The 23,451-nt window shown below is 39.0% G+C and carries 27 protein-coding genes; 19 read left to right on the top strand and 8 right to left on the bottom strand.

Going from position 1 to position 23,451, the window contains the following annotated elements:
* Positions 1-90 precede the first annotated feature (90 nt).
* Positions 91-906, bottom strand: coding sequence for an NYN domain-containing protein (locus A3GQ_RS25795; protein WP_051271981.1), 816 nt, complete (start codon positions 904-906; stop codon positions 91-93).
* A gap of 176 nt (positions 907-1,082) precedes the next feature.
* Here A3GQ_RS25795 and cax point away from each other — a divergent pair, with 176 nt between their 5' ends.
* Complete coding sequence (gene cax, locus A3GQ_RS0117070; RefSeq protein ID WP_028778097.1) at positions 1,083-2,141, top strand: calcium/proton exchanger; 1,059 nt, start codon at positions 1,083-1,085, stop codon at positions 2,139-2,141.
* 85 nt (positions 2,142-2,226) lie between these two features.
* On the opposite strand, the gene A3GQ_RS0117075 is transcribed toward cax, so the two are convergent.
* On the bottom strand, positions 2,227-2,937 hold the full coding sequence (locus A3GQ_RS0117075; RefSeq protein ID WP_156877786.1) for a serine hydrolase domain-containing protein: 711 nt from the start codon (positions 2,935-2,937) through the stop codon (positions 2,227-2,229).
* Between the two features lie 322 nt (positions 2,938-3,259).
* Between A3GQ_RS0117075 and A3GQ_RS0117085 the strand changes: the two genes are divergently transcribed.
* Positions 3,260-3,541 (top strand): hypothetical protein, encoded by a 282-nt coding sequence (locus A3GQ_RS0117085; protein ID WP_028778100.1) that lies wholly within the window; start codon positions 3,260-3,262, stop codon positions 3,539-3,541.
* Here the strand turns inward: A3GQ_RS0117085 and A3GQ_RS0117090 are convergent.
* Positions 3,530-3,811 carry an Fpa/YlaN family protein gene (locus A3GQ_RS0117090; protein WP_028778101.1) on the bottom strand — a complete coding sequence of 94 codons (282 nt, stop codon included), beginning with the start codon at positions 3,809-3,811 and terminating at the stop codon, positions 3,530-3,532. The two genes, A3GQ_RS0117085 and A3GQ_RS0117090, sit on opposite strands and share 12 nt — an antisense overlap.
* Before the next feature lie 149 nt (positions 3,812-3,960).
* Here A3GQ_RS0117090 and A3GQ_RS0117095 point away from each other — a divergent pair, with 149 nt between their 5' ends.
* The 4 genes from A3GQ_RS0117095 (at position 3,961) to A3GQ_RS0117110 (ending at position 7,260) form a co-directional block, all read left to right on the top strand.
* Entirely contained in the window at positions 3,961-4,326 is a 366-nt protein-coding gene (locus tag A3GQ_RS0117095) for a molybdopterin-binding protein (protein WP_028778102.1), read from the top strand.
* A gap of 208 nt (positions 4,327-4,534) precedes the next feature.
* Complete coding sequence (locus A3GQ_RS28265; RefSeq protein WP_028778103.1) at positions 4,535-5,341, top strand: collagen-like domain-containing protein; 807 nt, start codon at positions 4,535-4,537, stop codon at positions 5,339-5,341.
* Between the two features lie 348 nt (positions 5,342-5,689).
* Positions 5,690-6,535, top strand: coding sequence for a hypothetical protein (locus tag A3GQ_RS0117105; protein ID WP_028778104.1), 846 nt, complete (start codon positions 5,690-5,692; stop codon positions 6,533-6,535).
* Between the two features lie 11 nt (positions 6,536-6,546).
* Complete coding sequence (locus A3GQ_RS0117110; RefSeq protein WP_028778105.1) at positions 6,547-7,260, top strand: hypothetical protein; 714 nt, start codon at positions 6,547-6,549, stop codon at positions 7,258-7,260.
* A 120-nt stretch (positions 7,261-7,380) separates the two neighbouring features.
* Here the strand turns inward: A3GQ_RS0117110 and A3GQ_RS0117115 are convergent, their stop codons facing one another.
* Positions 7,381-8,721, bottom strand: coding sequence for a tetratricopeptide repeat protein (locus A3GQ_RS0117115; RefSeq protein ID WP_028778106.1), 1,341 nt, complete (start codon positions 8,719-8,721; stop codon positions 7,381-7,383).
* A gap of 682 nt (positions 8,722-9,403) precedes the next feature.
* On the opposite strand from A3GQ_RS0117115, the gene A3GQ_RS0117125 reads away from it, so the two are divergent.
* Positions 9,404-9,742, top strand: coding sequence for a hypothetical protein (locus tag A3GQ_RS0117125; protein ID WP_028778107.1), 339 nt, complete (start codon positions 9,404-9,406; stop codon positions 9,740-9,742).
* Positions 9,743-9,961: 219 nt separating this feature from the next.
* Positions 9,962-11,062 (top strand): DUF475 domain-containing protein, encoded by a 1,101-nt coding sequence (locus tag A3GQ_RS26355; RefSeq protein WP_028778108.1) that lies wholly within the window; start codon positions 9,962-9,964, stop codon positions 11,060-11,062.
* 550 nt (positions 11,063-11,612) lie between these two features.
* Here A3GQ_RS26355 and A3GQ_RS0117140 read toward each other — a convergent pair.
* Complete coding sequence (locus A3GQ_RS0117140; RefSeq protein WP_028778109.1) at positions 11,613-12,143, bottom strand: DUF4309 domain-containing protein; 531 nt, start codon at positions 12,141-12,143, stop codon at positions 11,613-11,615.
* A 507-nt stretch (positions 12,144-12,650) separates the two neighbouring features.
* Between A3GQ_RS0117140 and A3GQ_RS0117145 the strand changes: the two genes are divergently transcribed.
* On the top strand, positions 12,651-13,184 hold the full coding sequence (locus A3GQ_RS0117145) for a DUF4309 domain-containing protein (protein WP_028778110.1): 534 nt from the start codon (positions 12,651-12,653) through the stop codon (positions 13,182-13,184).
* Positions 13,185-13,386: 202 nt separating this feature from the next.
* Here the strand turns inward: A3GQ_RS0117145 and A3GQ_RS0117150 are convergent, their stop codons facing one another.
* Positions 13,387-14,502 carry an aminopeptidase gene (locus A3GQ_RS0117150; RefSeq protein ID WP_028778111.1) on the bottom strand — a complete coding sequence of 372 codons (1,116 nt, stop codon included), beginning with the start codon at positions 14,500-14,502 and terminating at the stop codon, positions 13,387-13,389.
* A gap of 126 nt (positions 14,503-14,628) precedes the next feature.
* Between A3GQ_RS0117150 and A3GQ_RS0117155 the strand changes: the two genes are divergently transcribed.
* A complete protein-coding gene (locus tag A3GQ_RS0117155; RefSeq protein ID WP_028778112.1) occupies positions 14,629-15,126 on the top strand; it encodes a GAF domain-containing protein in 498 nt (165 codons plus the stop codon).
* A gap of 44 nt (positions 15,127-15,170) precedes the next feature.
* Positions 15,171-16,436 (top strand): cation:dicarboxylate symporter family transporter, encoded by a 1,266-nt coding sequence (locus tag A3GQ_RS0117160; protein ID WP_028778113.1) that lies wholly within the window; start codon positions 15,171-15,173, stop codon positions 16,434-16,436.
* Positions 16,437-16,801: 365 nt separating this feature from the next.
* Here the strand turns inward: A3GQ_RS0117160 and A3GQ_RS0117165 are convergent, their stop codons facing one another.
* The gene (locus A3GQ_RS0117165; RefSeq protein ID WP_028778114.1) at positions 16,802-17,251 is read right to left on the bottom strand and encodes an NUDIX hydrolase; all 450 of its coding nucleotides are present in this window, start codon (positions 17,249-17,251) and stop codon (positions 16,802-16,804) included.
* 13 nt (positions 17,252-17,264) lie between these two features.
* Positions 17,265-17,741 carry a PaaI family thioesterase gene (locus A3GQ_RS0117170; RefSeq protein ID WP_028778115.1) on the bottom strand — a complete coding sequence of 159 codons (477 nt, stop codon included), beginning with the start codon at positions 17,739-17,741 and terminating at the stop codon, positions 17,265-17,267.
* Between the two features lie 130 nt (positions 17,742-17,871).
* Here A3GQ_RS0117170 and A3GQ_RS0117175 point away from each other — a divergent pair, with 130 nt between their 5' ends.
* The 8 genes from A3GQ_RS0117175 to A3GQ_RS0117210 all read left to right on the top strand — a co-directional run bounded on the left by A3GQ_RS0117175 (position 17,872) and on the right by A3GQ_RS0117210 (position 23,179).
* Positions 17,872-18,156 carry a hypothetical protein gene (locus A3GQ_RS0117175; protein WP_028778116.1) on the top strand — a complete coding sequence of 95 codons (285 nt, stop codon included), beginning with the start codon at positions 17,872-17,874 and terminating at the stop codon, positions 18,154-18,156.
* Positions 18,157-18,425: 269 nt separating this feature from the next.
* Complete coding sequence (locus A3GQ_RS0117180) at positions 18,426-18,698, top strand: hypothetical protein (protein WP_028778117.1); 273 nt, start codon at positions 18,426-18,428, stop codon at positions 18,696-18,698.
* 125 nt (positions 18,699-18,823) lie between these two features.
* Complete coding sequence (locus A3GQ_RS27275; protein WP_156877788.1) at positions 18,824-19,099, top strand: hypothetical protein; 276 nt, start codon at positions 18,824-18,826, stop codon at positions 19,097-19,099.
* 169 nt (positions 19,100-19,268) lie between these two features.
* Positions 19,269-19,928 carry a tRNA (guanosine(46)-N7)-methyltransferase TrmB gene (trmB, locus tag A3GQ_RS0117190; protein ID WP_028778119.1) on the top strand — a complete coding sequence of 220 codons (660 nt, stop codon included), beginning with the start codon at positions 19,269-19,271 and terminating at the stop codon, positions 19,926-19,928.
* A 48-nt stretch (positions 19,929-19,976) separates the two neighbouring features.
* On the top strand, positions 19,977-20,219 hold the full coding sequence (locus A3GQ_RS0117195; RefSeq protein ID WP_028778120.1) for a hypothetical protein: 243 nt from the start codon (positions 19,977-19,979) through the stop codon (positions 20,217-20,219).
* Positions 20,188-20,451 (top strand): type II toxin-antitoxin system RelE family toxin, encoded by a 264-nt coding sequence (locus A3GQ_RS0117200; RefSeq protein WP_028778121.1) that lies wholly within the window; start codon positions 20,188-20,190, stop codon positions 20,449-20,451. Before A3GQ_RS0117195 ends, A3GQ_RS0117200 begins: the two co-directional genes overlap by 32 nt.
* Before the next feature lie 250 nt (positions 20,452-20,701).
* Positions 20,702-21,304 (top strand): 30S ribosomal protein S4, encoded by a 603-nt coding sequence (rpsD, locus tag A3GQ_RS0117205; protein WP_028778122.1) that lies wholly within the window; start codon positions 20,702-20,704, stop codon positions 21,302-21,304.
* A gap of 108 nt (positions 21,305-21,412) precedes the next feature.
* The gene (locus tag A3GQ_RS0117210; protein WP_037465369.1) at positions 21,413-23,179 is read left to right on the top strand and encodes an ABC transporter ATP-binding protein; all 1,767 of its coding nucleotides are present in this window, start codon (positions 21,413-21,415) and stop codon (positions 23,177-23,179) included.
* Positions 23,180-23,451 lie beyond the last annotated feature (272 nt).

Consider the following 23,451-nt stretch of genomic DNA (forward strand, 5'->3'; position numbering starts at 1 on the left):
AAATGATGAACGAGGAATTCTATGTCGGAAAATTCGAAAGGTAATGATACAATTCCATTCTATACGACTTAGTCTACTATTTCAAATTCATTAACTCACTTTGTATCCTGCGATTTTTACCATCATTTGCACTTGAGGATGGGTTAAATTAACTTTATAGCCATAAAATATTTTATCTTGTATCTCTATTTCGTAAGGAAGCAAGTACTTCCCTTTTACCAATCGATTAAATAGATGATTGGATTCTATTTCATCTAGATGAAACTTGCGAGATATATCGTTTTTAATCCATGTACTCCCATAACTTTTCCCTATGTTGTTCGGATCACGATACCATTCGTAAATTTGTACAACCGTATTGTGAATCAAACGATCGACTTGAGAGAGAGTACTTAATTTTTCGACATTAAGAAATTCAAGTAAATTATGAGCTTGATCGCAAAATTCATGGAGCTGTGATGATTTGGATAAACTTTCATCCCATAGACAAAAGAGTTCTACTCTTTTTCCTTTTGACCATAAACGATCCAACAGAGGAATCATATCTTGATCTGCGCTGACTACTACATACGTATGAATTTCAGGGATTTGATACAATACTTCCATTGTATCTAAACATAGTTGTATATCAGCAGCATTCTTACGATCTTTTCCTTCTCTCCCATTGCTGTATACTTGATTTACATGAACTCGTTTTTTTTGTAAACTCATCATGGACAAGTCAACTTGTTCAAAATCGGCATATGCTTCCATCATACGAATCGAATCTTTGCCATAGTACTCCGTAAGTCGTACAAACAAATTATGGGAGTCATCGGGATGGTCGGGGTCCATATGGTACTTTTTTAGCCCGTAATAAACATTTTCTAAATCGATGAAAATAGCTGTATCTTTCCGATAATCCACTTGTAGCCCCTCCTTCCATATTAACGCATGTTGGGAATATTCTCTGAATCTTATGGTTTTCCTGCTTTTTTCTAGTGAGAAACATTCGACTTTTAAAGGAAATATCTTGACAAGATTCGTGTTTTTTGTATGGGATTAATCGAAACGCAAATGCTAAAACAAAGGAGTTCATGCATATGAATCAAAAATGGTTTTATCCTTTCCTTATTCTTTCTACACTTGGTAGCGCAGCAGCGAAATTTCTAGGTGGTAACCAGTCTCTACAGTTTGCACTGGCTTGTTTATCCCTCTTATTTTGGGCTGGTTTACTAGGAAAAGCTACTGAAAATGTAGCACACTATGCAGGGGAACGTTTAGGCGGACTATTAAATGCAACCTTTGGTAATGCTGCTGAATTGATCATCGCCATCTTTCTTGTAAAAGAAGGATTATTCGACATGGTAAAAGCAAGTATTACAGGTTCCATCATCGGAAATTTATTATTGGTACTCGGATTAAGCCTGTTTGTCGGCGGCTTAAAATTTAAAATTCAAAACTTCAACCCCTTACTGGCGGGTCACAATTCTTCCTTGATGATGCTAGCTGTCATCGCACTTGTTGTCCCTGCTGTGTTTTTACGCGATGTCCCCGCTGTAAAAGTCAATGGAGTCAGTCTTATTATTGCTTCCGTTCTTATCCTTGGTTACTTTTTATGGCTTTATTTCTCTCTTATTACACATAAAAAAGAGCTTGGTGAACACATTGATGGCATGCCCAACCATGATCATGAAGAACCTGATTATTCAAAAGGAGTTTCTATTTTACTTCTAGTTGTATCCACTGTGTTTGTAGCCATCCAAAGTGAGTGGTTAGTACATACAGTAGAACATGTTGCAACTGCATTAGGCTGGTCTGAATTGTTTGTAGGTGCTTTCTTGATCGCCATCATCGGAAATGCAGCAGAACACAGTGCGGCTATCTTCTTGGCAATGAAAAATAAAATTGGTGCAGCCGTAGAAATCGCAATCGGCAGCAGCTTGCAAATCGCTCTATTTGTCGCTCCAGCTCTTGTATTTATCAGCCTCTTATTCAATAAACAAATGGATCTGATCTTTACTTCTTATGAACTTACGGCCATTGGTGTATCTGCTATTATCGCCTCTTCTATCTCACGTGATGGATCAACGAACTGGTATGAAGGTACCCTGCTGCTCATTGTCTATATCATCTTAGGTACGGTATTCTTTGTCGTTTAGCCACTTTTGATATAATAAAGCCCACGCTGTTAAGCGTGGGCTTTATTTATTGGGTTGATAGAGTATAGATTTCCAAAAATCATATCTAATTGCTTCCCGTTTTTCTGTTTTGCGAAAAGCACATAAACAAAAAAACCATAATAATAGAAAGTAACAACGCAATAGTTAATAGAGCGATAGCTATTATCGCTGTAATTGGAAGCCATTCATAGACATAGTCCCAAGTAGCAGCCGGGTTAATTAATTTAGGAATTTGAGTTGATCCGTACACCAATAAAAGAGCCAAAATGAATAAAACACCCGATGCAATTTTGGGGAAAATGGTTTGTTTGAATTGGTATTTTTCTTTTTTTATTTTATTTAATCGAATAATTATCACCATTAGCATTCCTGCTACCCATAATAGACCTACCAAAATAAGAATAGAACTAATGCGATCTGTCAGTCTGTTAATATCAGTCTCTGCAGGTTGAATGTTCTCCTTTTTTAATAGCGAAACGATCTCTTTTACAAGGGAGATGTTATTGCTCGTATTGCTATTTGCCAAAACAGAGACAGCTATTTTATTTTTTTGATCCATCCACGTATATCCAGAATAGGTGGGTAAATTACCTTCATGGTAGATAGATTTTATATCCTTTGAGAACATCCATCCGCCAAAATAATGGAATCGATTGTCTCCTATAGACGTTACAGGTTTTACTTTCAGTTGTGATGTGAGATTCAAGTGAAAAGACAACCATTTTGCCATATCTCCAATATTTGTAACAAGAAATCCAGAAGGTATTTGGCTCATACTTGGTTTCGTATTGAATAGTCTGGGAGCAAAAATGGATACGAAAAATCCCAAGCGAAAATATGCTTAACTGGAACGTCCTTTGGGTTCTTTACAACAGACGCGGAAGGCATGCATATCAAGCTGATTCGGAACAAAATGTTAGTGAATTTGCTCATCTGGAGTCATACATGATTCTCCTTGTTCAAAGAGTAGAAGTAACGTTATTTTACACGAATTATTTCCTGAATTTTTTTATTTCAGTGTCGCACTTCAAATTACGATCCGGCATAGGAAAACAACACTATGGAGAAGAAATAGAAGAAGATAGGAGGTTATCATAATGTCTATTTGGCGGTATGAACGAGAAGTAGAAAATATAAAAATCGAGATCGCACGTTTGGAAAAGAACATGAATGAAAAACAAGACGATTTCCAACTCGCGACAAGACGCGGGGATGAATCCAAAGCAAGGCAAGATCGACGAGAACAACTGCAAATAAGCAGTAAAATTCGACTGCTTACTCGTGAGCTGATTTTAGCGGAACGAAAGTTGGACAAAGAAACCAAACAAGCAGATACAAAAATATCCCCTACAAGTAGTGGGGATATGCTAACTTTCTAAAAGAATCGTATATAAATCTGCTAATTTTTGTTCTAGCTCATGTAAAATCTGTTGACCATCTTCCCGATAGATCAATCCGACACGGACCGCAAAATCGATTTCACGAGACAATCCGAACATTTGCGTGTCTAGTACCTCTTCATACAGAGGACATTTAGGTAGAGTCAAGTTGGCGAGTTGAACTCCGATCAACTGCTCTATCTTCTTCGCATCTTCTCTTAAAAGGAACAATGCTTTTTGGTGAATATCGGTCTCAATTGGAGCGGCCAAGAATGAAACCCCCTATCTACCGTAGGAACACGGTTCTTTCTTGAATTTATATGTTTAATTGTAATAGACCTTCTATACCTATGCTACAATTAGTTTATCATGAACAAGATTATTTTACAAAAGTCGATAGAGAAGAGGATATAGTTATCATGCATGACATCATTATGCTAACAGGAAAAGTAAACTTCACCATCACCTTAGATCCCACTATTTGGATTTTTGATGACAGACGTTTTGAACTTGCAGACCGAATCCCAGAGACAGAGGGATTAGCGATAGAAATAGAACCCTTTATCCACCATGCAGAACCGGATGTGAGCACCACTCACGCTATTTGCCATCTCCATGATGGGGAAAAAGTCAGTATTCCCATGGCTACATTAATGGCTAGTTATTTGTGTTTTGCCGTTGATGGGAAGCCGGTGAAAGACGGAGGCCCAGCTTTACTGTATTTTGCTGATGGGTCTAATAAAGGCAATCCTGTTGGTGGTATCAAAGAAATCGAATTTGTATAAAAGACTTTCATTCATCCCCTAATGATGACAGAGTGAAACTGTTTATCAGAGGGGATTTTTATTTTTTCCATGTCATGCAGATGAATTTAGGCCTCAGTCATAGGATGAAAAGCTAAAATAACAGCAATGTTGCGGCAATGTGTTATGAGTCCACTCTTCTTTTGCTTCATTCACATATATTGTTACAAAAAGTAAAAGAGGGATTCATTTGTCTGATGAATGTAAAAAATATAAGAAAAAGTATGAAAAGTATAAGAAAAAGTATGAAGAATGTAAAAAGTCGCTAGAAAAATGTAAAAAATCACATAGAGGAGCAACAGGGCCTCAAGGAATCCAAGGTGTTACGGGATCAACTGGATCTCAGGGGCCTCAAGGAATCCAAGGTGTTACAGGATCAACTGGATCTCAGGGGCCTCAAGGAATCCAAGGTGTTACAGGATCAACTGGATCTCAGGGGCCTCAAGGAATCCAAGGTGTTACAGGATCAACTGGATCTCAGGGGCCTCAAGGAATCCAAGGTGTTACGGGATCAACTGGTCCCAGAGGTCCAGGTAGATATTTTGGAGTGCAGAACAGTACAGCAACCGCAATTGCTGCTTGTCCCGTAACTCCCCCGTCACCTGCCCTCATTACTTTAAATGTTCCAGCAGCAACTGCGGGAACACAAATTAAGGTAGATTCGATGGCTAAGGTACAAATAACAGTATCTCAAGGATCGGGACCGAATAATGATTCATTCCAATACGTGATTCGATATGAACTAAGAAAAAATAATGCTTTATTACCTGCTCCAAATGAAACACAATTGCAATTGACTGAAAGAAAAGGTAGTGTGAGAAACGATCCTAATATTGAAACATTCGTTCCGAATTTAACTTTTACAGATACAGCAACAGGTTCTCCAATCACATACACGATACATGTGTGTGTTACTCCAGTTATAGGAACTGTAAATTTTAACGTTGCAGATACCAATGTTGGATATAGAGCAATAAATGCTATTGTGTTTGATTGATAAAAAGAAGATATATCTAGATAGGCCAGGATTTCCTCCATTGGAATAATCCCAAATACCATAATAAATGGACTGATTAGCAATATCACTTAAAAAAGTAAAGCTCATATCTGAGCTTTACTTTTTGTAATCGTGATGGTGCTGTTTTAAATACTTAGAGTTAATAGTGATGTTCAATACAATTTATTTTTTCAATCGAGAGTCTTTGAAAGTAAGAATGGATAACAAAAATACATGATTAGACTTTTCCATTTAAACTACCATATCAATATTTTGTTTTACTTTTCACAAACTTGTTTAAATTGTATAATTATTACTGAATGATAATACAAAGTTGGAGTAGATAATATGAATGCAGTTATATCAACCTTTACAAATAAAAACCCTGACAAACTGCATAACGAAGACTTAGTTGGTTCATATGATAATGTTTTTTGGCTACTTGATGGAGCATCCAATCCAAAAACAAGCGAATCTCTCTTATCTACACAACAATATGTTTATTACTTAAGTCAAAAGATTATAGAGACTCTGCAAACTTCTTCTACAAACGCCCCACTTCAACAAATAGTGGCTACTTCTATTAAAAAGATTGCTGAACTTATTAAAGATAAATATAAATCTGCATCTTTTTTTCCCAGCAGTACCATCGTTATGGTTCGAATAGCCGAAAACGAAATGGAATACTTTGTTCTAGGAGATAATTCGCTAGTATTAGAAATAGATTCAAGAGCGGAACAGATCAGCGATCAACGCTTGCAACAAATTGGTCCTGCTATAAGAAATAATATTGTTTCTTTATTGCAACAAGGACAGGGTTACTCTGCACCTGAGATAAAAAGATTAAAAAGTGAGTTGATTGAGTTAGAAGATACATATCGTAATCAAGACAATGGCTTCTATGTCGCATCGATTGATCCTATTATATGTAATCGTGCATTAACCGGAAAAAGAGTACTTAATCCTAGCCAGAATTGGAATATTGCTTTGATAAGTGATGGCTTAACACGATTAGTAGATACATTTAGGACAATTCCTTCTTGGGAGAAATTCATTAGCTATTTAGCAAAAACTCCTGCAATAGAAGTAATTAATCATATAAGATCTATTGAGCATTCAGATCCTAATGGACAAAAGTTTCCACGTTTTCGTAAACATGATGATATTTCCATGCTCATGATTCAAAATAAATAAAGGAGTTTTTTATGCCAATTATAGATAACATTGAATTAGTAATATCCTTAACGCTTAATATAGTTATCCTTGGAGGTATGTTGATTCGTATCTTTTCTAAAATGGGAAAAAAGAAAAGTGTTACAAAATTTTTTGGATCTCAAAAAGTAAATATTTTCTTCCCTTCACGTGATCTCGGTAGAGAACTACCCGTTATTGCCTCTGAAGATTTTTTAGCAGCGAATACATTAGCTGAGTTTGTTCGTGAACACGGGGCTACACCTAGCCTATCTTATCTACCTAATGATACTGATATGAATTTTACTACAGGAGATATTGTTATATGTGGACCAAAAACATCTCCAGCGATAAAAAAACTTCTTGAAATAGACCCCTATTATCAGTTTCGTGAAGATGAGAATGGTCAATGGAAATTTGTTGATCTATCAAGTCAAAATGAATTAATGTCTCCCATGGATAAAGAACAGTCCGAACAGAAAGATATTGCATATTTAGGTAGACTTCGCTTTCACCGAGAAAGAGAAGATACTTTTATTTTAATAGCTGGTATTCATGCAATAGGTAGTTACGGTACTGCTAATTATCTGAGTCAAATACAAAATATTCGACTTATTAACCGAGAAACAGATAACCGATGTTTTTCTACGATTATATTAACCCAGTATCAGACAAACCCATTGCAAATAGTTTCAAATCATATCTTTATGCCAGTAAAAAAACATTAAGGAACATCTCTAACGATTTCTTTGAATCAACAAAAACACCAGTCCTAGATAACTGGTGTTTGTTTATAATCTTACGATGTTACTGTCTCATCATCATCACCCATATAGTTAATGGTGATTTTAAAGTACTTCATAAAAATCCCCCTTCAATGTCTGACCCAGTTTTCTCTGAAGAAAATAAAACTCCTCCGCCCAGTGCGAAAATTCTTTTCTATTATTAATTTTATCAAAACACCCAGCCAATTCATACACAGCTATATACTTTAGTTCTGAGTAACCATGTTTATCACAAAGTATGACTGCTTCTTTAAAAAAAGGGATCGCCTTTTCATATTTTTCTTGCTTTTTCGTACTAATCCCAGATACGATCAAGATTTTTGATAATCGAACATCATCATTGATCTCCATACCTATGAGTAGAGCTTTTTCCATACATTCTTGAGCTTTTGACCATTCATGATAAATTGTATACAGATTAGTCAAATAAGTGTAAGCATCCACGTGTCTTCTGGGGGATTTCCGCTCTTCATCCATGTCTAAAACAAGATGAAAATATTCAAGAGCAAGTTTATATTTTCTCTGTTTTAGGTAGATACTACCTAAGATATTTAAAAAATCAAGCAGTAAACTTTTCGGTAATAGATTTCGTTGGGTAATCTCAATACTTTCCCTACAATATTGTTCTGCTTTTTCTAGTTCGTTATTTTTTATCAAAATAGAACAGTGAGATTTATATAGGTGTAATTTGACTTGCATTCTTTGAATCTGATGGATGGATGACCAAATTTGTTTGATGCACTCATATGCCTCTTGGATTTGTCCAGATTTGTTTAAGTAAAATATGTTGTTACAAATTAAGGCATATTTAATTTCATTGTGTTCTTCTATTTGAAATTGATCTATCCCTTTTTTTATATAGCGAATTGCACCTTGAATATCGTTTTGCCTATAAAAACATGTGCTTAACTCGTTATAACATTTTGAAAACAAATGTTGTTTCGATAAAAACACCTGTTTTTTACAAAGATCAAGTGTTTTTATCCAGATTTTTTGTGCTTTTTCTATGTTATTTTCAAAAAATACATGTAGTCCCTTCAAATAATTAGCATAAGGAAATAGAGCATTGTATTCTCTAGGTGTGTATCTACTAAGAAGTTCCTTGGCTTGTGTTAAATCCTCATCATTGATCATGTTCTCCACACATTCCAATTTCCTTCGTAATATCTCCAACTCCAATAATTCCCGCTGTTTTAACTCCTCCAATCCCTCTCGATCATATCCAAGTGTCTCAAACAAATAGTAGACCTTACTCTCCGAAGGATTCCCCTCCATATTTTCGATATTCGAAATCGTGCCAACGGAAATATTTTCGTCTTTTAAGTTCTCCAAAGTAAGACCTTGATCCAATCTGATCTTTCTAGCTATATACGCAAGAAGAGGTAAATCGTTTTGAAAGCTCATTGGTTTCCCTCTCTCTACCTGTACGTTGTAAATTTATCCAATATTATGGCGGATTCGTCAATTAATAGCAAATATTCATTTTTCATAGTAGATGATGAAAGACATTGAAAAGCATCTGCTATAAATAACTTTTTGTGTGATGTTGTGTCTTGAATCAACGAGAATATTCAATAGTTCTGGCAGGATGTATTGAAAAATTGGTTATTGATGGAAATTTATTCTTTTGGCTATAATTTAGACAGATAAATGATTGGATAGGAATCAAATGGAAAATAGTTAGCTTTTCTAACGTATAAGACAACTACAGGAGACTCACTTTACTGATTTATTTTTTGATTATTTAGATATTTATTAAATCAAACGGAGGTATCGCGATGAATGACCGATCTTTTCTTACAAACGGTTGACCTTAGACTGGATCATCGAAAACAAAACGATTCCACGTGAAGTAACTAATGCGCTACAAGAGATAGCCGATCAATACCAGTACTCCGCTGATCAAATGCATCTCCATAAGTTACAAGTCGTTGATGAACTACACTGTCAAATAAAAGGGTATATTGCATCGTTCTTGTTTCCCAATGGGCTTAATGACAATGAGCGATGGGTTCATGCACTTATACGCATGGAGATAAGGCGATTGCATCAAATTTGTACTTCTATAGAAAAAGGGTGAAGAAAAATGGCTTTACAATTACAAATCGAAGGTTGTCAGGAAAAAGTGAAAGCATTCGATGAGTCTTTAAGATCGATGCCTGAGTGGCGTTTTTATAATCGGTTTCTAACACCGATTGGAGCAAATGAGCTTCGGATGGATTATTTATTGGATGAAAAACCTTATGCGGTTCCCCCTCTCCCTACCAGAAAGGTAAGTAAGCTGTTTATCACAGGTGAAAACGGAGAGCAAATCGAAATCGTTTTACTGGATGCACAAGTAGTGGATATGGGGAACGCGACTTATGTGCACGGTAAGAGCTACGATATTTTTGCTGTGGGAGAGAAAAGGGTGAAGAATACATAACTTAAAAGCTGAAATCGATTTAGGTTTATCCGGCATCCGTATGTGAAGCGTAAGCTTGAATCAATTCGATGAAAGGAATGTTTCACAATGAGTAGAATGATTCTAACAAACCGAATTATTCTTTTTATTTGGAGATATAAATTCCTAAACAAACATAGTATAATCAGAATAAGTCCGTGAGGGGTTACCCTCATCGTCTCACAAGATGGGAACAAAAAAGTGGTACTGAAGGAATTCCGTTGGTCGTTTGCGGCCACCGTGCTCGGCCTGGCCGTTGCCGCCTTCGTCGGAGGCTGGACTGCTTTCACGATCGCGGGGATCCTCGTGATCCTCGAGATCTCGCTCTCCTTCGACAACGCGGTGGTCAACGCCGGTATTCTGAAGAAGATGTCTCCCTTCTGGCAGAAGATCTTCCTCAGCATCGGTATTCTGATCGCTGTGTTCGGCATGCGACTGGTATTCCCGGTCGCGATCGTTTCGCTCAGCGCCAAGCTCGGCCCGATCGAAGCGATCCAGCTGGCGCTGACCGACAAGGAGAGGTACGAACAGCTCGTCACGGATGCCCACCCGGGCATCGCCGCGTTCGGCGGGATGTTCCTGCTGATGATCTTCCTGGGCTTCATCTTCGAAGACCGGGACATCAAGTGGCTGGGCTGGCTGGAGCGCCCGCTTGCCAAGCTCGGCAAGCTCGACATGCTGTCGGCCTGCATCGCCCTGATCGTCCTGCTGGTCACCTCGATGACGTTCGCGACCCACGCGCGCCTGCACAGTGGGCACACGGACAAGTCGGGTACGGTCCTGATCGCCGGCATCGCCGGTCTGATCACCTACCTCGTGGTCAACGGTCTCTCCGGCTTCTTCGAGAACAAGCTCGAGGAAGAGGAGGAGCACGAGGAGGAGGAAGAGGCTGCCCGCACCGGCAAGCCGGTCCCCGTGATGCCGCTCGCGGGCAAGGCTGCGTTCTTTATGTTCCTCTACCTGGAGGTACTCGACGCATCCTTCTCCTTCGACGGCGTGATCGGGGCGTTCGCCATCACGAACGACATCGTTCTGATGGCACTCGGTCTCGGCATCGGCGCCATGTACGTGCGGTCGCTCACCGTGTATCTGGTTCGCCAGGGCACGCTCGACGAATACGTGTACCTGGAGCACGGCGCTCACTACGCGATCGGTGCGCTCGCTGGTCTCTTGCTGGTCACCATCCAGTACGAGATCCCTGAGGTCATCACCGGTTCCATCGGCGTCGCGCTGATCGCTGCGTCCTTCTGGTCGTCCGTGCGGCGCAACCGTGCACTGGAGGCGGCTGAGTCTGCGAAGTAAGTACAACAACTGAGTAATCCCATCTTGCCCCCCGCATTTCCAACCAGGTATGCGGGGGGCAACACTTTATCCATTTTTTAAATAACGACCAGCAATGAAACGACGAAGTACGGTCAAATAATGGAAAACGGAACCGACTCCCTGAGGAAGAATCGATTCCATTTATTGTGCTGAAATTGGAGTTACCTCGGATTCTCCTCCATTATCGTTTCTTACACTTTCTGCTGATCTGCTACATATGAACTCCTCCATTAGAAGTAATCCCCAAAAATAATACTTCATCAGCGAAAGTGATAGCGATCAATATTTTGATTATTCTTCTTTTTCGCTGTCCCATCGCCCGAAAACAAAAATACTTTTCATTATTGAGAACTCCGATATATCCCTTCTCATCGACTAAATAATTCCAGCTCAAAATATAAAAAATACCACTCATGTGAGTGGTTAAACATCATTTGCTGTCAATGGCAGTAAACTTGCATTTATTTTTTCAGTATGCCCCTTCAATATGAGAATCTACTTGACAGGGTACATTCATATGTTGGTTCTTTTATTTTACAAATAAGTATTTAATCGTACTTGGTGACTGGTCTTTACCGCTACGATTGAACGCGATTTTTAATGTATGTTTTTCAGCTTCGTAAGAGATGATGATATCTTTTCCATCTTCATATTCATATGGTAATCCCAATGTATCGACTACTTCCTGATAGGTTATTCCCTCATAGCGGTTGTCATTGGATACAACAGTGGTTACTTTTTTGGATCTTGCTAAAAATTCAATTTGACGCTTGGAGTATTTCAGGGAAATTTCCTCTTTTGGGTTGTCTGGTTGTCCCCATTTTTTGATGATATCTTTGGTAGAAGAACCAACTCCAAATTTTTCGCTGTTGATCGTTTTACCATCATCAGCCAAATTTTTCGTTTGTTTAAGGATTACTTGATGCTTAACATTCGTTGATTGAGCCGCTTGTTTCTGTGTGTTAGCAGATGCAGTGTTGATTGTTGATAGTGTAGCAGCAGAGAGAAGAAGGCCAGTAGCTAAAGTAAAAACAATTGCTTTCTTTTTCCAATTTCTCATTTTTTACCATCCTTTTCTTGGTACCATTGATAGGTTATGCAGTGATGACAATGGACTTATGTCTGAAATCCATTTTAGAACTTCTACTAATCTATGTCTGTTACATTTTTAGGCATGTGTATTTCATTCATATAAAATATGTATCTTTTTGTATATGAAATTCAATACTTGGAAATGTGGTTAAAAAAAGCAATAGTAGTCGAGCTGAAAATCCCCCGCTCTTATTCGACGTTTAAGCGTTGGGATGAGAGTTTAATATTTGTATTATTATGATAAATCTACGGTCTACTTCATGAGAAGATCACAAAGAAAGCCATAAGGAAATTGTAATCCCACATGAGCGAATAATCGATACTTTGAATTTTTCCAATTTTGAAACGGAAACGACCTTATCTATCCACTTCGTAAAAAAAGGGGAAATTTTCAAACCAGTCTTTACCCTTTTTCTATTTCTTTACATCTTTAAAATAAGAAGTATACCAAATATTCTTTCTGGAGGTAGGTTTAATGAACAAAACCATAAAAACGATTACTGTTACGACATTTACGCTTGGAACATTGCTAGCTGGTTTTTCTCAATTGAGTCAAGTTGATGCTTCTACGACTGTCCAAACGCAACAAGGGAGTACCCAACAGCAAAATCATCAAAAGTTGTTGAAACAAACCAAACAATTGGCAGCGGAAGGAAAGGTCATCAATAGTGAATCTTTTGGTTTGGGCTCTTCTCATGATGCAATTGTGAAAAAATGGGGTAAACCAGATGAGGGATCAGATAGAGATAACCTTTTTTACGACAAACGCCATATCAGTTTTTTTGGAGAAGCTGGCCATACAAAGGAAATCTATTCCAATGATTTAAGCTATGATGGGGTCACTTACAAAGAAGTGAAGAAAGAATTTGGGAAACCTGTCAAAGAAGTAGAAGGGGAAGACGGTATCTACCTCACCTATCCTGCTGGTAAGCATACTTTGGAAATTGCTTTCTATTACAATGATTTAGGATCTGCTGCTGATACGATTAAATCTGTAAGTGTTTATTAATAGAAAAAACCCTTAGTCTCAAGAATTATTTTAAGAAGACAACTATTTGTTCATCCTCTTCCATATCAACTGACTTTTTTGGGATCATAAGTGTAAAGACGTATCTTACTACCCTCGGATGATTTCTATACACATATGATTGCTAAAAAGTTGTTGATGATGTTCAAAACAAATCCCCTCCGTGTAAAGGAGGGGATTTGTTTTACTTTAAATTCTCTGGATTGAGTGCCTTCAAATCATCCACGACAAACAGTCCATCTTTGCGAATCAACTCTCCATCGAAATAAACCTCTCCACCGCCATATTCTTGGCGTTGAATACATACCAGATCCCAGTGAATAGCAGATCGGTTGGTATTATCTGCTTCTTCGTATGCTTGACCTGGTGTAAAGTGGAAACTACCATTGATCTTTTCATCGAATAAGATGTCACGCATTGGGTGGTTAATCTTTGGATTTACTCCAAGGCTAAACTCTCCAATGAATCTAGCACCTTCATCTGTATCAAAGATTTGGTTGATCTTCTCGGTATTGTTTGCTGTTGCATTGATGATTTTGCCATCTTTGAATTCAAGGCGAACGTTATCAAATAAGAAACCATTGTAGATAGTTGGTGCATTGTATTGTACGACACCATTAACGGAGTTTTTCACAGGGGCAGTAAAAACTTCACCATCTGGGATGTTATGTTCACCTGCACAACTGATCACAGGAATACCCTTGATAGAGAACTGTAAATCAGTACCAGATCCTTTGATATGTACATGATCCGCTTGTTCCATTCGTTTGACTAATGGACGCATGGCTTTTTCCATTTTGACGTAATCGACATTACAAACATCAAAGTAATACTTTGTAAATCCTTCTGTACTCATATTGGCAAGCTGAGCCATTGAAGCAGATGGATAACGAAGAACGACCCATTTCGTATTATTTACACGCTCTTCAGCATGAACGGCATGAGAATAGGTGCGGCTGTACAAGCTCATTTTTTCATCTGGAACATCACTGAATTCGCTGATGTTTTCGCTTCCACGAATCCCGATATAACAATCCATTTGTTTCATCTGTTCCAACCCAATTTGTGTCCATACATCTAGATGTGCACTATTCGTACCCATTAACATACTTCGATGTACAAGTTGATCTGTCAATTGTACAAAAGGAAAAGCATTCACTTTGTAAACTTCTTTGACGAGTGCAATCGCTAGTTCCTTATCCTCACCAAACATATCAATCATTACCTTTTCTCCGGGTTGTACTTTACAGGAATGATTGACCAGAATATGAGCTAAGGTAGAAATACGCTCATTTACCATAATTAAGAAACCTCTTTTCCAAATTATTTCTCGCAGGTAGAATAGATAAGGTGATACAATACATTTTCATTCTAACAGAAACCGTTTTGTGGAAAAAGGGAAATAAAAAATTAGGAGGTTTTTTAAATGTTTTACGTTCAACAACCGACAGGTACAAAAGAAGCACAATATACATCGATGAGTAAACAACTAAAGTCCCTATTGGAAGATGAGCGAGACTGGCTGGCCAATTTGTCTAACACAGCAAGCTTTTTGGCTCATATGCTACATGAAATAAATTGGGTTGGGTTTTACCTTATGAAACAAAACGAGTTGGTATTGGGTCCATTTATGGGAAAACCTGCATGTGTTCGTATTGCTGTAGGAAAAGGTGTATGTGGAACTGCTGTAGCAGAACAACGTACACAAGTAGTAGAAGATGTACACCAATTTCCAGGACACATCGCTTGTGATGCAGATTCCCGATCTGAAATCGTCATCCCCCTTATTGTAAATGACAAAGTCATAGGTGTATTGGACATTGACAGCCCTGTTTTACGACGCTTTGAAGCGTTAGACAAAGAATACCTCGAACAGCTCGCTGCCATTCTGATAGAGTCAACAGACTGGGAACCGATCCTTTAGTCATGCTTTATCCTGTTTGGCAGGCGTTTCGGGAAGGAGAAAGAATGAAAAAAATTAGCTTAGCTTATCAAATTTTAATTGGATTGGTGTTAGGGATTATTGTAGGTGCTGTTTTTTATGGCAATCCAAAAGTAGCTACATTCTTACAACCAATAGGTGATATTTTTCTTCATCTTATCAAAATGATTGTAATTCCAATTGTGGTTTCTACCTTAGTCGTAGGAGTCGCAGGTACAGGAAGCTTTAAAAAGCTCGGTGCTTTAGGTGGTAAAACGCTTCTTTATTTTGAAATTATTACAACCATAGCAATCTTGATCGGATTACTTATCGCAAATGTATTTCAACCTGGTCATGGAGTTGATATGCAAAATCTGCAAAAGAGTGATATTGGGTCCTATGTATCTACTGCTAAAACACAAGAGAGCCATAGTTTTGCGGATACGCTTGTCAACATTGTACCCACCAATATTATTGAATCGCTAGTAAAAGGCGATATGCTCGCTATTATTTTCTTTTCTATTATGCTTGGATTAGGAATTGCGGCGATTGGTGAAAAAGGGAAACCCGTTTTGCAGATTTTTCAAGGAATCTCGGAAGCGATGTTTTGGATTACCAATCAAGTCATGAAATTTGCGCCATTTGGTGTTTTCGCGCTTATTGGGGTCACCATTTCTAAGTTTGGACTCAACTCCCTCATTCCGCTTGGAAAATTAGCCATTTGTGTCTATGGAGCAATGATCTTCTTTATTGTTGTTATTTTAGGTTTAGTAGCAAAAATGGTTGGGGTTAATATCTTCCATATCATTCGTATATTGAAAGATGAATTGATTCTTGCTTACTCCACCTCCAGTTCGGAAACTGTATTACCTAAAATCATGGAGAAAATGGAGAAGTTCGGTTGTTCCAAAACAGTTACATCCTTTGTAGTTCCTACGGGTTACTCCTTTAATCTTGACGGTTCTACCTTATATCAAGCATTAGCTGCGCTTTTCATCGCACAGATGTATGGGATTGATATGCCAATCAGCAAACAGATCATGTTAGTTCTTGTCTTAATGCTGACTTCCAAAGGAATCGCTGGTGTACCAGGGGTATCTTTTGTCGTACTGCTGGCGACATTAGGATCTGTTGGAATCCCAATGGAGGGACTTGCCTTTATCGCTGGTATTGACCGAATTCTGGACATGGCACGTACCGTAGTAAATGTCGTTGGAAATTCACTCGCTACTGTTGTCATCTCCAAGTGGGAAAAACAGTATGATCCGGAAAAAGGAAAAAAATATCTACAATCGGTGCGAAATGCGGTGTAAGAAATTACAATTATTTTTTTTATCGACCATTCTCTATAATAGGAACCAAGTAATAGGCTCAACTAGGTAGGTCACGTGAGTAACCACGCTGAAAATGGGAGCCACACTCTTGTGAAGCCCAAGTGCGCTTGTCCCTGTGACTGCACAGTCTCCGTACTCCGCTCTGGCGAGCAGTGTTTGCTCTGCAACCCTTCTTGGGAGATGAGGCTGATGACAGGTCAAAAGCCGTACCATGTGAACTGGTCTAAGCGATACGACAGCTAGTCGGGACTAGGACTTGGGTGATCTGATCGGGAATGATTGGATCACCCACCTAAAATCAATAATCCCTTTAACTAAGAAAAGCATGGCAGATGCCATGCTTTTTATCTTTCAACCAAAATATTGGATTCTATTCCCCGAAACACTTGATACATCCGATAAGCTCTTCTCATTTCTTCTTTCATCCATTCTGGAAATGGCTCTTCTGCTAACTTTTTCATGTTTACCCACCGGTAGTCCTCGTGTTCAGAACTCAAGGAAATCTCACCGATTGGGTTGCAGCAAGCAAACTTCATAATGACCAAATGTTTTTCATCCATAAGCTCATCGTAAATATAAGCTGGAGAGATTACTTTAATCGTCAGTCCTGTCTCTTCCTTTACTTCTCGTATCAAAGCATCCATAATTTGTTCCCCAGACTCCAAACCGCCACCTGGAAAGTCCCAACCATGAGAATGTCGATCCTTTCTTTCTTTTTTGGAGCGTATTAATATTAGTACCTTATCTTGATCAAAAATAATCGCTTTGGGTGCTATTTTCACTGGTTTTTTCACGTTTTCACCACCCCTACTTCAGACGGAAGAAGGTGGAACTTGCAGTCGCAATTAATTTTCCCTGCTCATCTTTCACCTTACTCTCCATCGTAATAATGGTTTTCCCTTTCTTCACAAACTTGGTATAAGCGTATAGCCAACCTTCTTTTCCTGGCGAGAGAAAATGAACTTGTAAATCGATTGTCACAGCGCTCGTCTCTTCACCCAATGCTTGGATTGCTGTTGCTCCCATCGCTGTATCGATAAATGTCGCCGTAATCCCACCATGTAAAATCTTATATCGATTTTTCAATTCATCCGTTACACACATACGATGAATATAAGCTTCTTCCTCTTCATCATACCTCATAAATTGGAAATTCATCATCTCTTCAATATAAGCAAGGGGACTTACACGTGTGCGTTTGAGAGCTTGGACTAATTTGTGGATAGTATTAATTTCTACTTCTGATAGGTCTTGAATTTCGGATTGTAGTTTTTCGAGTGTCATATACATCGTCCTTCATCTTTGTCTCGTCTTTATTATAGTTTTTTTCCGCTCACTCTACACCCCACCTATAGCGAAGTTGTATGATTTTAAATATAATAAAAATGATTCATCGTCAATGTGAGGAGAGAAGATGGCGATCAGTCGCGATCAACTCGTACTTTTCCTTCAGCCTGAGCTCCGAGGAGCTCTTGTCGTGTTGAAGGAAGGAGAAGTGATTGTTTCCAGGAACGACAAGGAATACAACGCTTCTGCACTTACCGCACTCTGGGACGTAGAAACCAACGACGAGGCTTCACTCGAAGAAACCAACGACGAGGCTTCGCTCGAGGAAACCAACGAAAAGGTTTCACTCGAGGATTCTTTCAAGGCAGCGCTCCAGAAGATCCGAAAGGAAATGGGTATTCCTGAGAGCTAGAACCGGGAGGAACTCGAAATCCTTCCGTAATTCCGGGCATCTCACCGTTCCGCAGGTAGACCTAGGTCTACCTGCGGAACGATACAATTTTAAAAATAAAATGAATGTACATATATAATGCTTCAAAGTTATCATACAGCGAATCTAACATAGGGGAATTTTTTCCAAGGAGATGTGAGATCGTCAAAACCCTTATGTGTATGGAGTTGATGAGATCTGTTATAGTTACATTAAATCGCTGGTTCCGTCCATGAAAGAAAGGCAAAGTCATGATTGACATTATTGACAAGGCGGGAACTGCTGGAGCAATGCTGGGGATCGTCGCATCCCTCTACGGACTGTGGTCCTGGTGGTCCCTCGGAATTCTGAAAAGGGTTGTCCCTATCTCGGTTAAGGAAGCGTACCATCTCATCTACAAGAAGGAGAACCGCTATAAGAAACTTCGTATCAGTATTCCGGTAGCGTCATTTGGGACTGGTCTGTGGATCTTGAGCGAGATCCTCCACCCCATCGCGGAATTCGTCTCGCATTTCTTCCGGTGAGACGGGACTGGCAGTCGGTGGTGTTTTCTTCATATAGAGAACACCACCGATCTGCATTTATACTGATAAAATATGATATACTCTGAATAAATCGTCGGTTCCCTCTACAACATTAGGGTTAAGTCATGATCCTTGTTTTTGGCGTTCCTCTGGCTCTCGTCGGATTCGGCCTGATGATTCTCGCAGGCATCCTCCTCGGAATCTGCTGGAACCTGCACGAAAAAAACCTTATCCTGCGTGACCAAACTCGGCACAAGGGAATGACCAACGAAGAGCGGGATCTCTTTCGGAAGCGCAACCGCGCAACCGATGTCCTGATCCCCATCATGGTAGGTGGGTTGCTCGTTGGCATCATCCTGACTGCAAGGGGTCTGTGGGACATCGCTACTGCTCCCTACTAACACGATCTGACTTCGGAGCCGACTGCCAATGGTGTTCTGCAAATGAACACCACTGGCACTGCTTTTTTTATATTTTATTCCGTAAACCTAAGTTCCTCTTTTTCTTTCCTCTTCCATCCTTCCTTCTGCTATAATAGGGCTTATTTCATAAATGGAGCGAAGCACAAACATGCGTTTACGAAGAAACCCTCAGGCAATAGAACTATTGACTACTCACCCCCTCAGTGTTACCAACTATGAAGAACAAAAGGGAAGTTGGAAAAAATTATTTGATAATTCCCATCCCCTTTATGTAGAACTCGGCACAGGGAAAGGCCAATTTTTAGCGAAAGCATCTACAACTTATCCAAATATTAACTGGATCGGTGTAGAAAAAATACAAGAACCACTCCTTTTAGCTACTCGAAAAGGCGAAGAAACCGAGAATACCAATGTCCGATACTTATGGTTGGACATTGTAAAACTGCAAGAAGCATTTGCCCCTGGTGAAGTAGATCGTTTTTACCTTCATTTTAGTGATCCATGGCCAAAAGCAAGGCATTTCAAGCGAAGACTTACTTATCGTGGTTTTCTAAAAGCGTATGAAAATCTCCTTTCCCCTACTGGAGACCTCATTCTCAAAACCGACAGTGAAAGTTTATATCAATTTTCGGTAGAAGAAATTCAGGAATCGGGTTGGGAAATCATCGAACAAAGCAATGATTTACACCACAGCCAGTGGGCAGAAACCAATATTACAACAGAGTACGAAGAAAAATTTGCGGGGCTTGGGATGCCTATTTTTTACTTAAAGTCAGTACCAAAGCATATGGACTGCAAAAACAAATAAAATATGGTAAAATCAAGTAACCTAACTTTGATCAGGGGGATTTATTCAATGGGTATTCCTAAGGATAAATTAAATTATATGTTTCAGCAGTTACCTTCTAATTATCAAGATAATGTACTAGATTATATGGAGTTTCTTTTGGAAAAAGCTTCGAAAAATCATTGGGACAATATTCCAGAAATTGATGAACCACTAAATGATGAAGAAAAACAATTATTAAATGATGATAGCGGTTATGTGACTGGCAAGGAGGCAAAAAGTGAATTCCGTTTACAAGTTGATCTACCATAAAAAAGTACTAAAATTTATCGAAAAACAACCATTAGACATTCAATCTCGTATAGCTATTTCTTTAAAAGGTTTACTTTCTGTTCCTCCTGAAGGAGATATAAAAAAATTATTAGGAAGCCAAGGATTATACCGTTTACGAATCGGTACTTTCCGGGCTCTTTTTTCTATCAATCATAGAGAGAAGATTATCTATATTGAGATGATTGGCAATAGAGGGGACATCTACAGGTAAATGTTTCAATCCCTTGTATTTCATCCTTTGAGCATGTATAATACTTGTTTGTATGGCTCTAGAAATATCCCTCCTATGGGAATATGAGGATAGCACGCAAACGATAGGTGAAGGGATCACCCTCACTGGTTCGCCCTATATGTTTATAGGTACCTACTTTTACCGCCGCTATCCGGATAAGTAAGGTAAGCATCAGCGGATCAGCCCCTGTCATTTGTAGAAAAACGCAAATGAAAAGGAGTTTTACAATATGGCACGTTATACTGGCCCAACTTGGAAATTAAGTCGTCGTCTTGGCATTTCACTATCTGGAACGGGGAAAGAATTAGCTCGTCGTCCCTATGCACCAGGACAACACGGCCCAAACCAACGTAAAAAATTAAGTGAGTACGGCATTCAGCTTCAAGAGAAGCAAAAACTACGTTTGATGTACGGCATGAACGAAAAACAGTTCCGTAACTTATTCGTTCGCTCTGGTAAGATCAAAGGTATCCATGGGGAAAACTTCATGCAGTTGCTCGAATCTCGTTTGGACAACATCGTTTACCGTCTAGGTCTTGCTCGTACCCGTGCACAAGCACGTCAATTGGTTGTTCATGGTCACATTACCATCAATGGTAAAAAAGTAGACCGTCCAGCTTATCAAGTAGCACTCGGAGACGTTATCAGTCTACGTGAAAAAAGCCGCAACCTCACCATCGTAAAAGAAGCTCTGGAAGATCGTACTTTTACACCAGAATATGTTTCTTTTGATGCAAACAAATTAGAAGGTACTTTTAACCGTCTACCTGACCGTTCTGAGTTACCAGCTGAAATCAACGAAACCCTTATCGTAGAGTTCTACTCTCGTTAATCGTTTCTTGGCTAAACTCCTCTTGAAAGAGGAGTTTTTTTCTGTTCATTTTCCGTTCATAAAGAATCATTACAATAAGAACAAATAACATGCTTTGGAGGGAGAAGCTTGAAAAAGAAAAAAACAACACCTTCTTCAAAAATCCAGTGGAAGAAGTTTTTGGACTTGGTTCAATTAAATAAACTACCAAAATCGTTAATAGCCCTTGTTCTTGGTCTATCACTTATTTCCACGATTGCTGGACTCATTGTTCCTTGGTTTACAAAAGATGCTGTCAATGTAATGACTACAGGATCTTTGACGATGTCCACTATATTCCTTCTTGTGGGAGCTATACTCATACAGGCCATAATGTCCAGTTTTGCAACCTATAACTTGGCTTATCTCGGCGGCCTCGTTGTCGCGAATTTACGAAAAAGAATATGGGCCAAAACACTCATTCTTCCGATCCCGTATTTTGATACAAATCATTCTGGGGAAACAGTCAGCCGGATAAACAATGATACTTCTATTATTCGTGAATTGATTTCCAATCAGTTGGTATCGATGTTTACGGGTCTTGTTTCCCTTGTTGGTTCCCTTTGTATTTTGTTTTACTTGGATTGGTCCATGACGTTAGTCATGTTAATTGCTATTCCTATTATTGTCTTTGTCATGCGTCCGATCGGAATAAAAATGCGAGGAATCTCCAAGGGCATTCAGGAGAAAACCGCAGTCTTTTCTAGTTTACTTACTCAAGTGGTATCCGAAATACGTCTGGTAAAAGCTTATGCTGCTGAGCCAGTAGAACAAAAACAAGGAGAGAAAGAAATTGATTCTCTCTTCCATTATGGACTAAAAGAATCTCGAATCGTGGCTATCCTCCAACCACTCATGGGACTTATCATGATGTCCATGTTGGTGATGATCATTGGCTATGGGGGGATGCGAGTTGCATCAGGGGATTTAACAGCAGGGGACTTGGTCGCCTTTATCCTCTATCTGTTCCAAATTATCATTCCAGTTACAACTATGACACAGTTTTTTGTCGGCTTACAAAAAGCAATGGGTGCAACAGAACGTATTGCGGAAATTTTAGAGTATGAAACCGAAGAAGATGCAGAAGCCAATACTTCGGACACCGTAGATCCCAAATTACCAATTCATATTGAAAATGTTTCCTTTGCTTACGAGGGGAAAGAAACCATCCTTCATCATGTCAACTTTGAAATTGAACCTGGCAAAGTAACGGCACTTGTTGGACCTAGTGGAAGCGGAAAAACAACATTCTTCTCACTGATGGAGCGATTTTATATACCAACAAGCGGAGTCATTCGGTTAGGAGAAAAGTCAATCCATGAGTTTTCCCTTCGCGATTGGCGTAGTTGTATCAGCTATGTATCGCAAGAAAGCCCACTTCTGGCTGGTACCATTCGCGATAATATTTGTTATGCGATGACAAGAGAAGTTACAGAGGAAGAACTATTACGTGCAGCAAAATTGGCGTATGCAGATGAGTTTATATTAGACTTGCCAGACAGTTTTGAGACAGAGGTTGGAGAGAGAGGAATCAAACTATCTGGAGGACAACGTCAGCGAATTGCGATAGCCAGAGCAATCCTGCATGATCCCAAAATTTTAATGTTAGACGAAGCAACCTCCAATTTGGATTCTGCTTCTGAGCAAGTGGTCCAAGAAGCTCTGCAAAACCTAATGAAAGATCGTACAACGCTTGTTATTGCTCATCGACTATCTACTGTAGTAGATGCTGATCAAATTGTCGTTCTTGAAAAAGGAGTATTGACGGGGAAGGGTACACATGAAGAATTGCTGAAGACCAATGCACTTTATCAACAACTGGTTCAACAACAATTTAAAGTAGAACTAGCTGGGTAAGACTTATGTAATGAAAGATTGTGTTGATCAGGGTGGATAACGATCTGCACCTACAAATAAATTTCTCAACATTTTAAATTGGGATATGCAACAAAAAACTAGATTGAATCGTTGGGTACCTCTAAATTTATTCTATTATGATCAAAAACGATCATAATAGAATATAAAATAAACAACCGACTGCCTGTACTGCTAAGGAGTCGGTTGTTTTCCGTCAAAACTATTTTGTTCCAAAATCTCATCTGTATTTTAAGCGTAATTAGGAAATATTC

This window comes from Shimazuella kribbensis DSM 45090 (assembly GCF_000428065.1).
In the GTDB taxonomy this organism is placed as follows: domain Bacteria; phylum Bacillota; class Bacilli; order Thermoactinomycetales; family Thermoactinomycetaceae; genus Shimazuella; species Shimazuella kribbensis.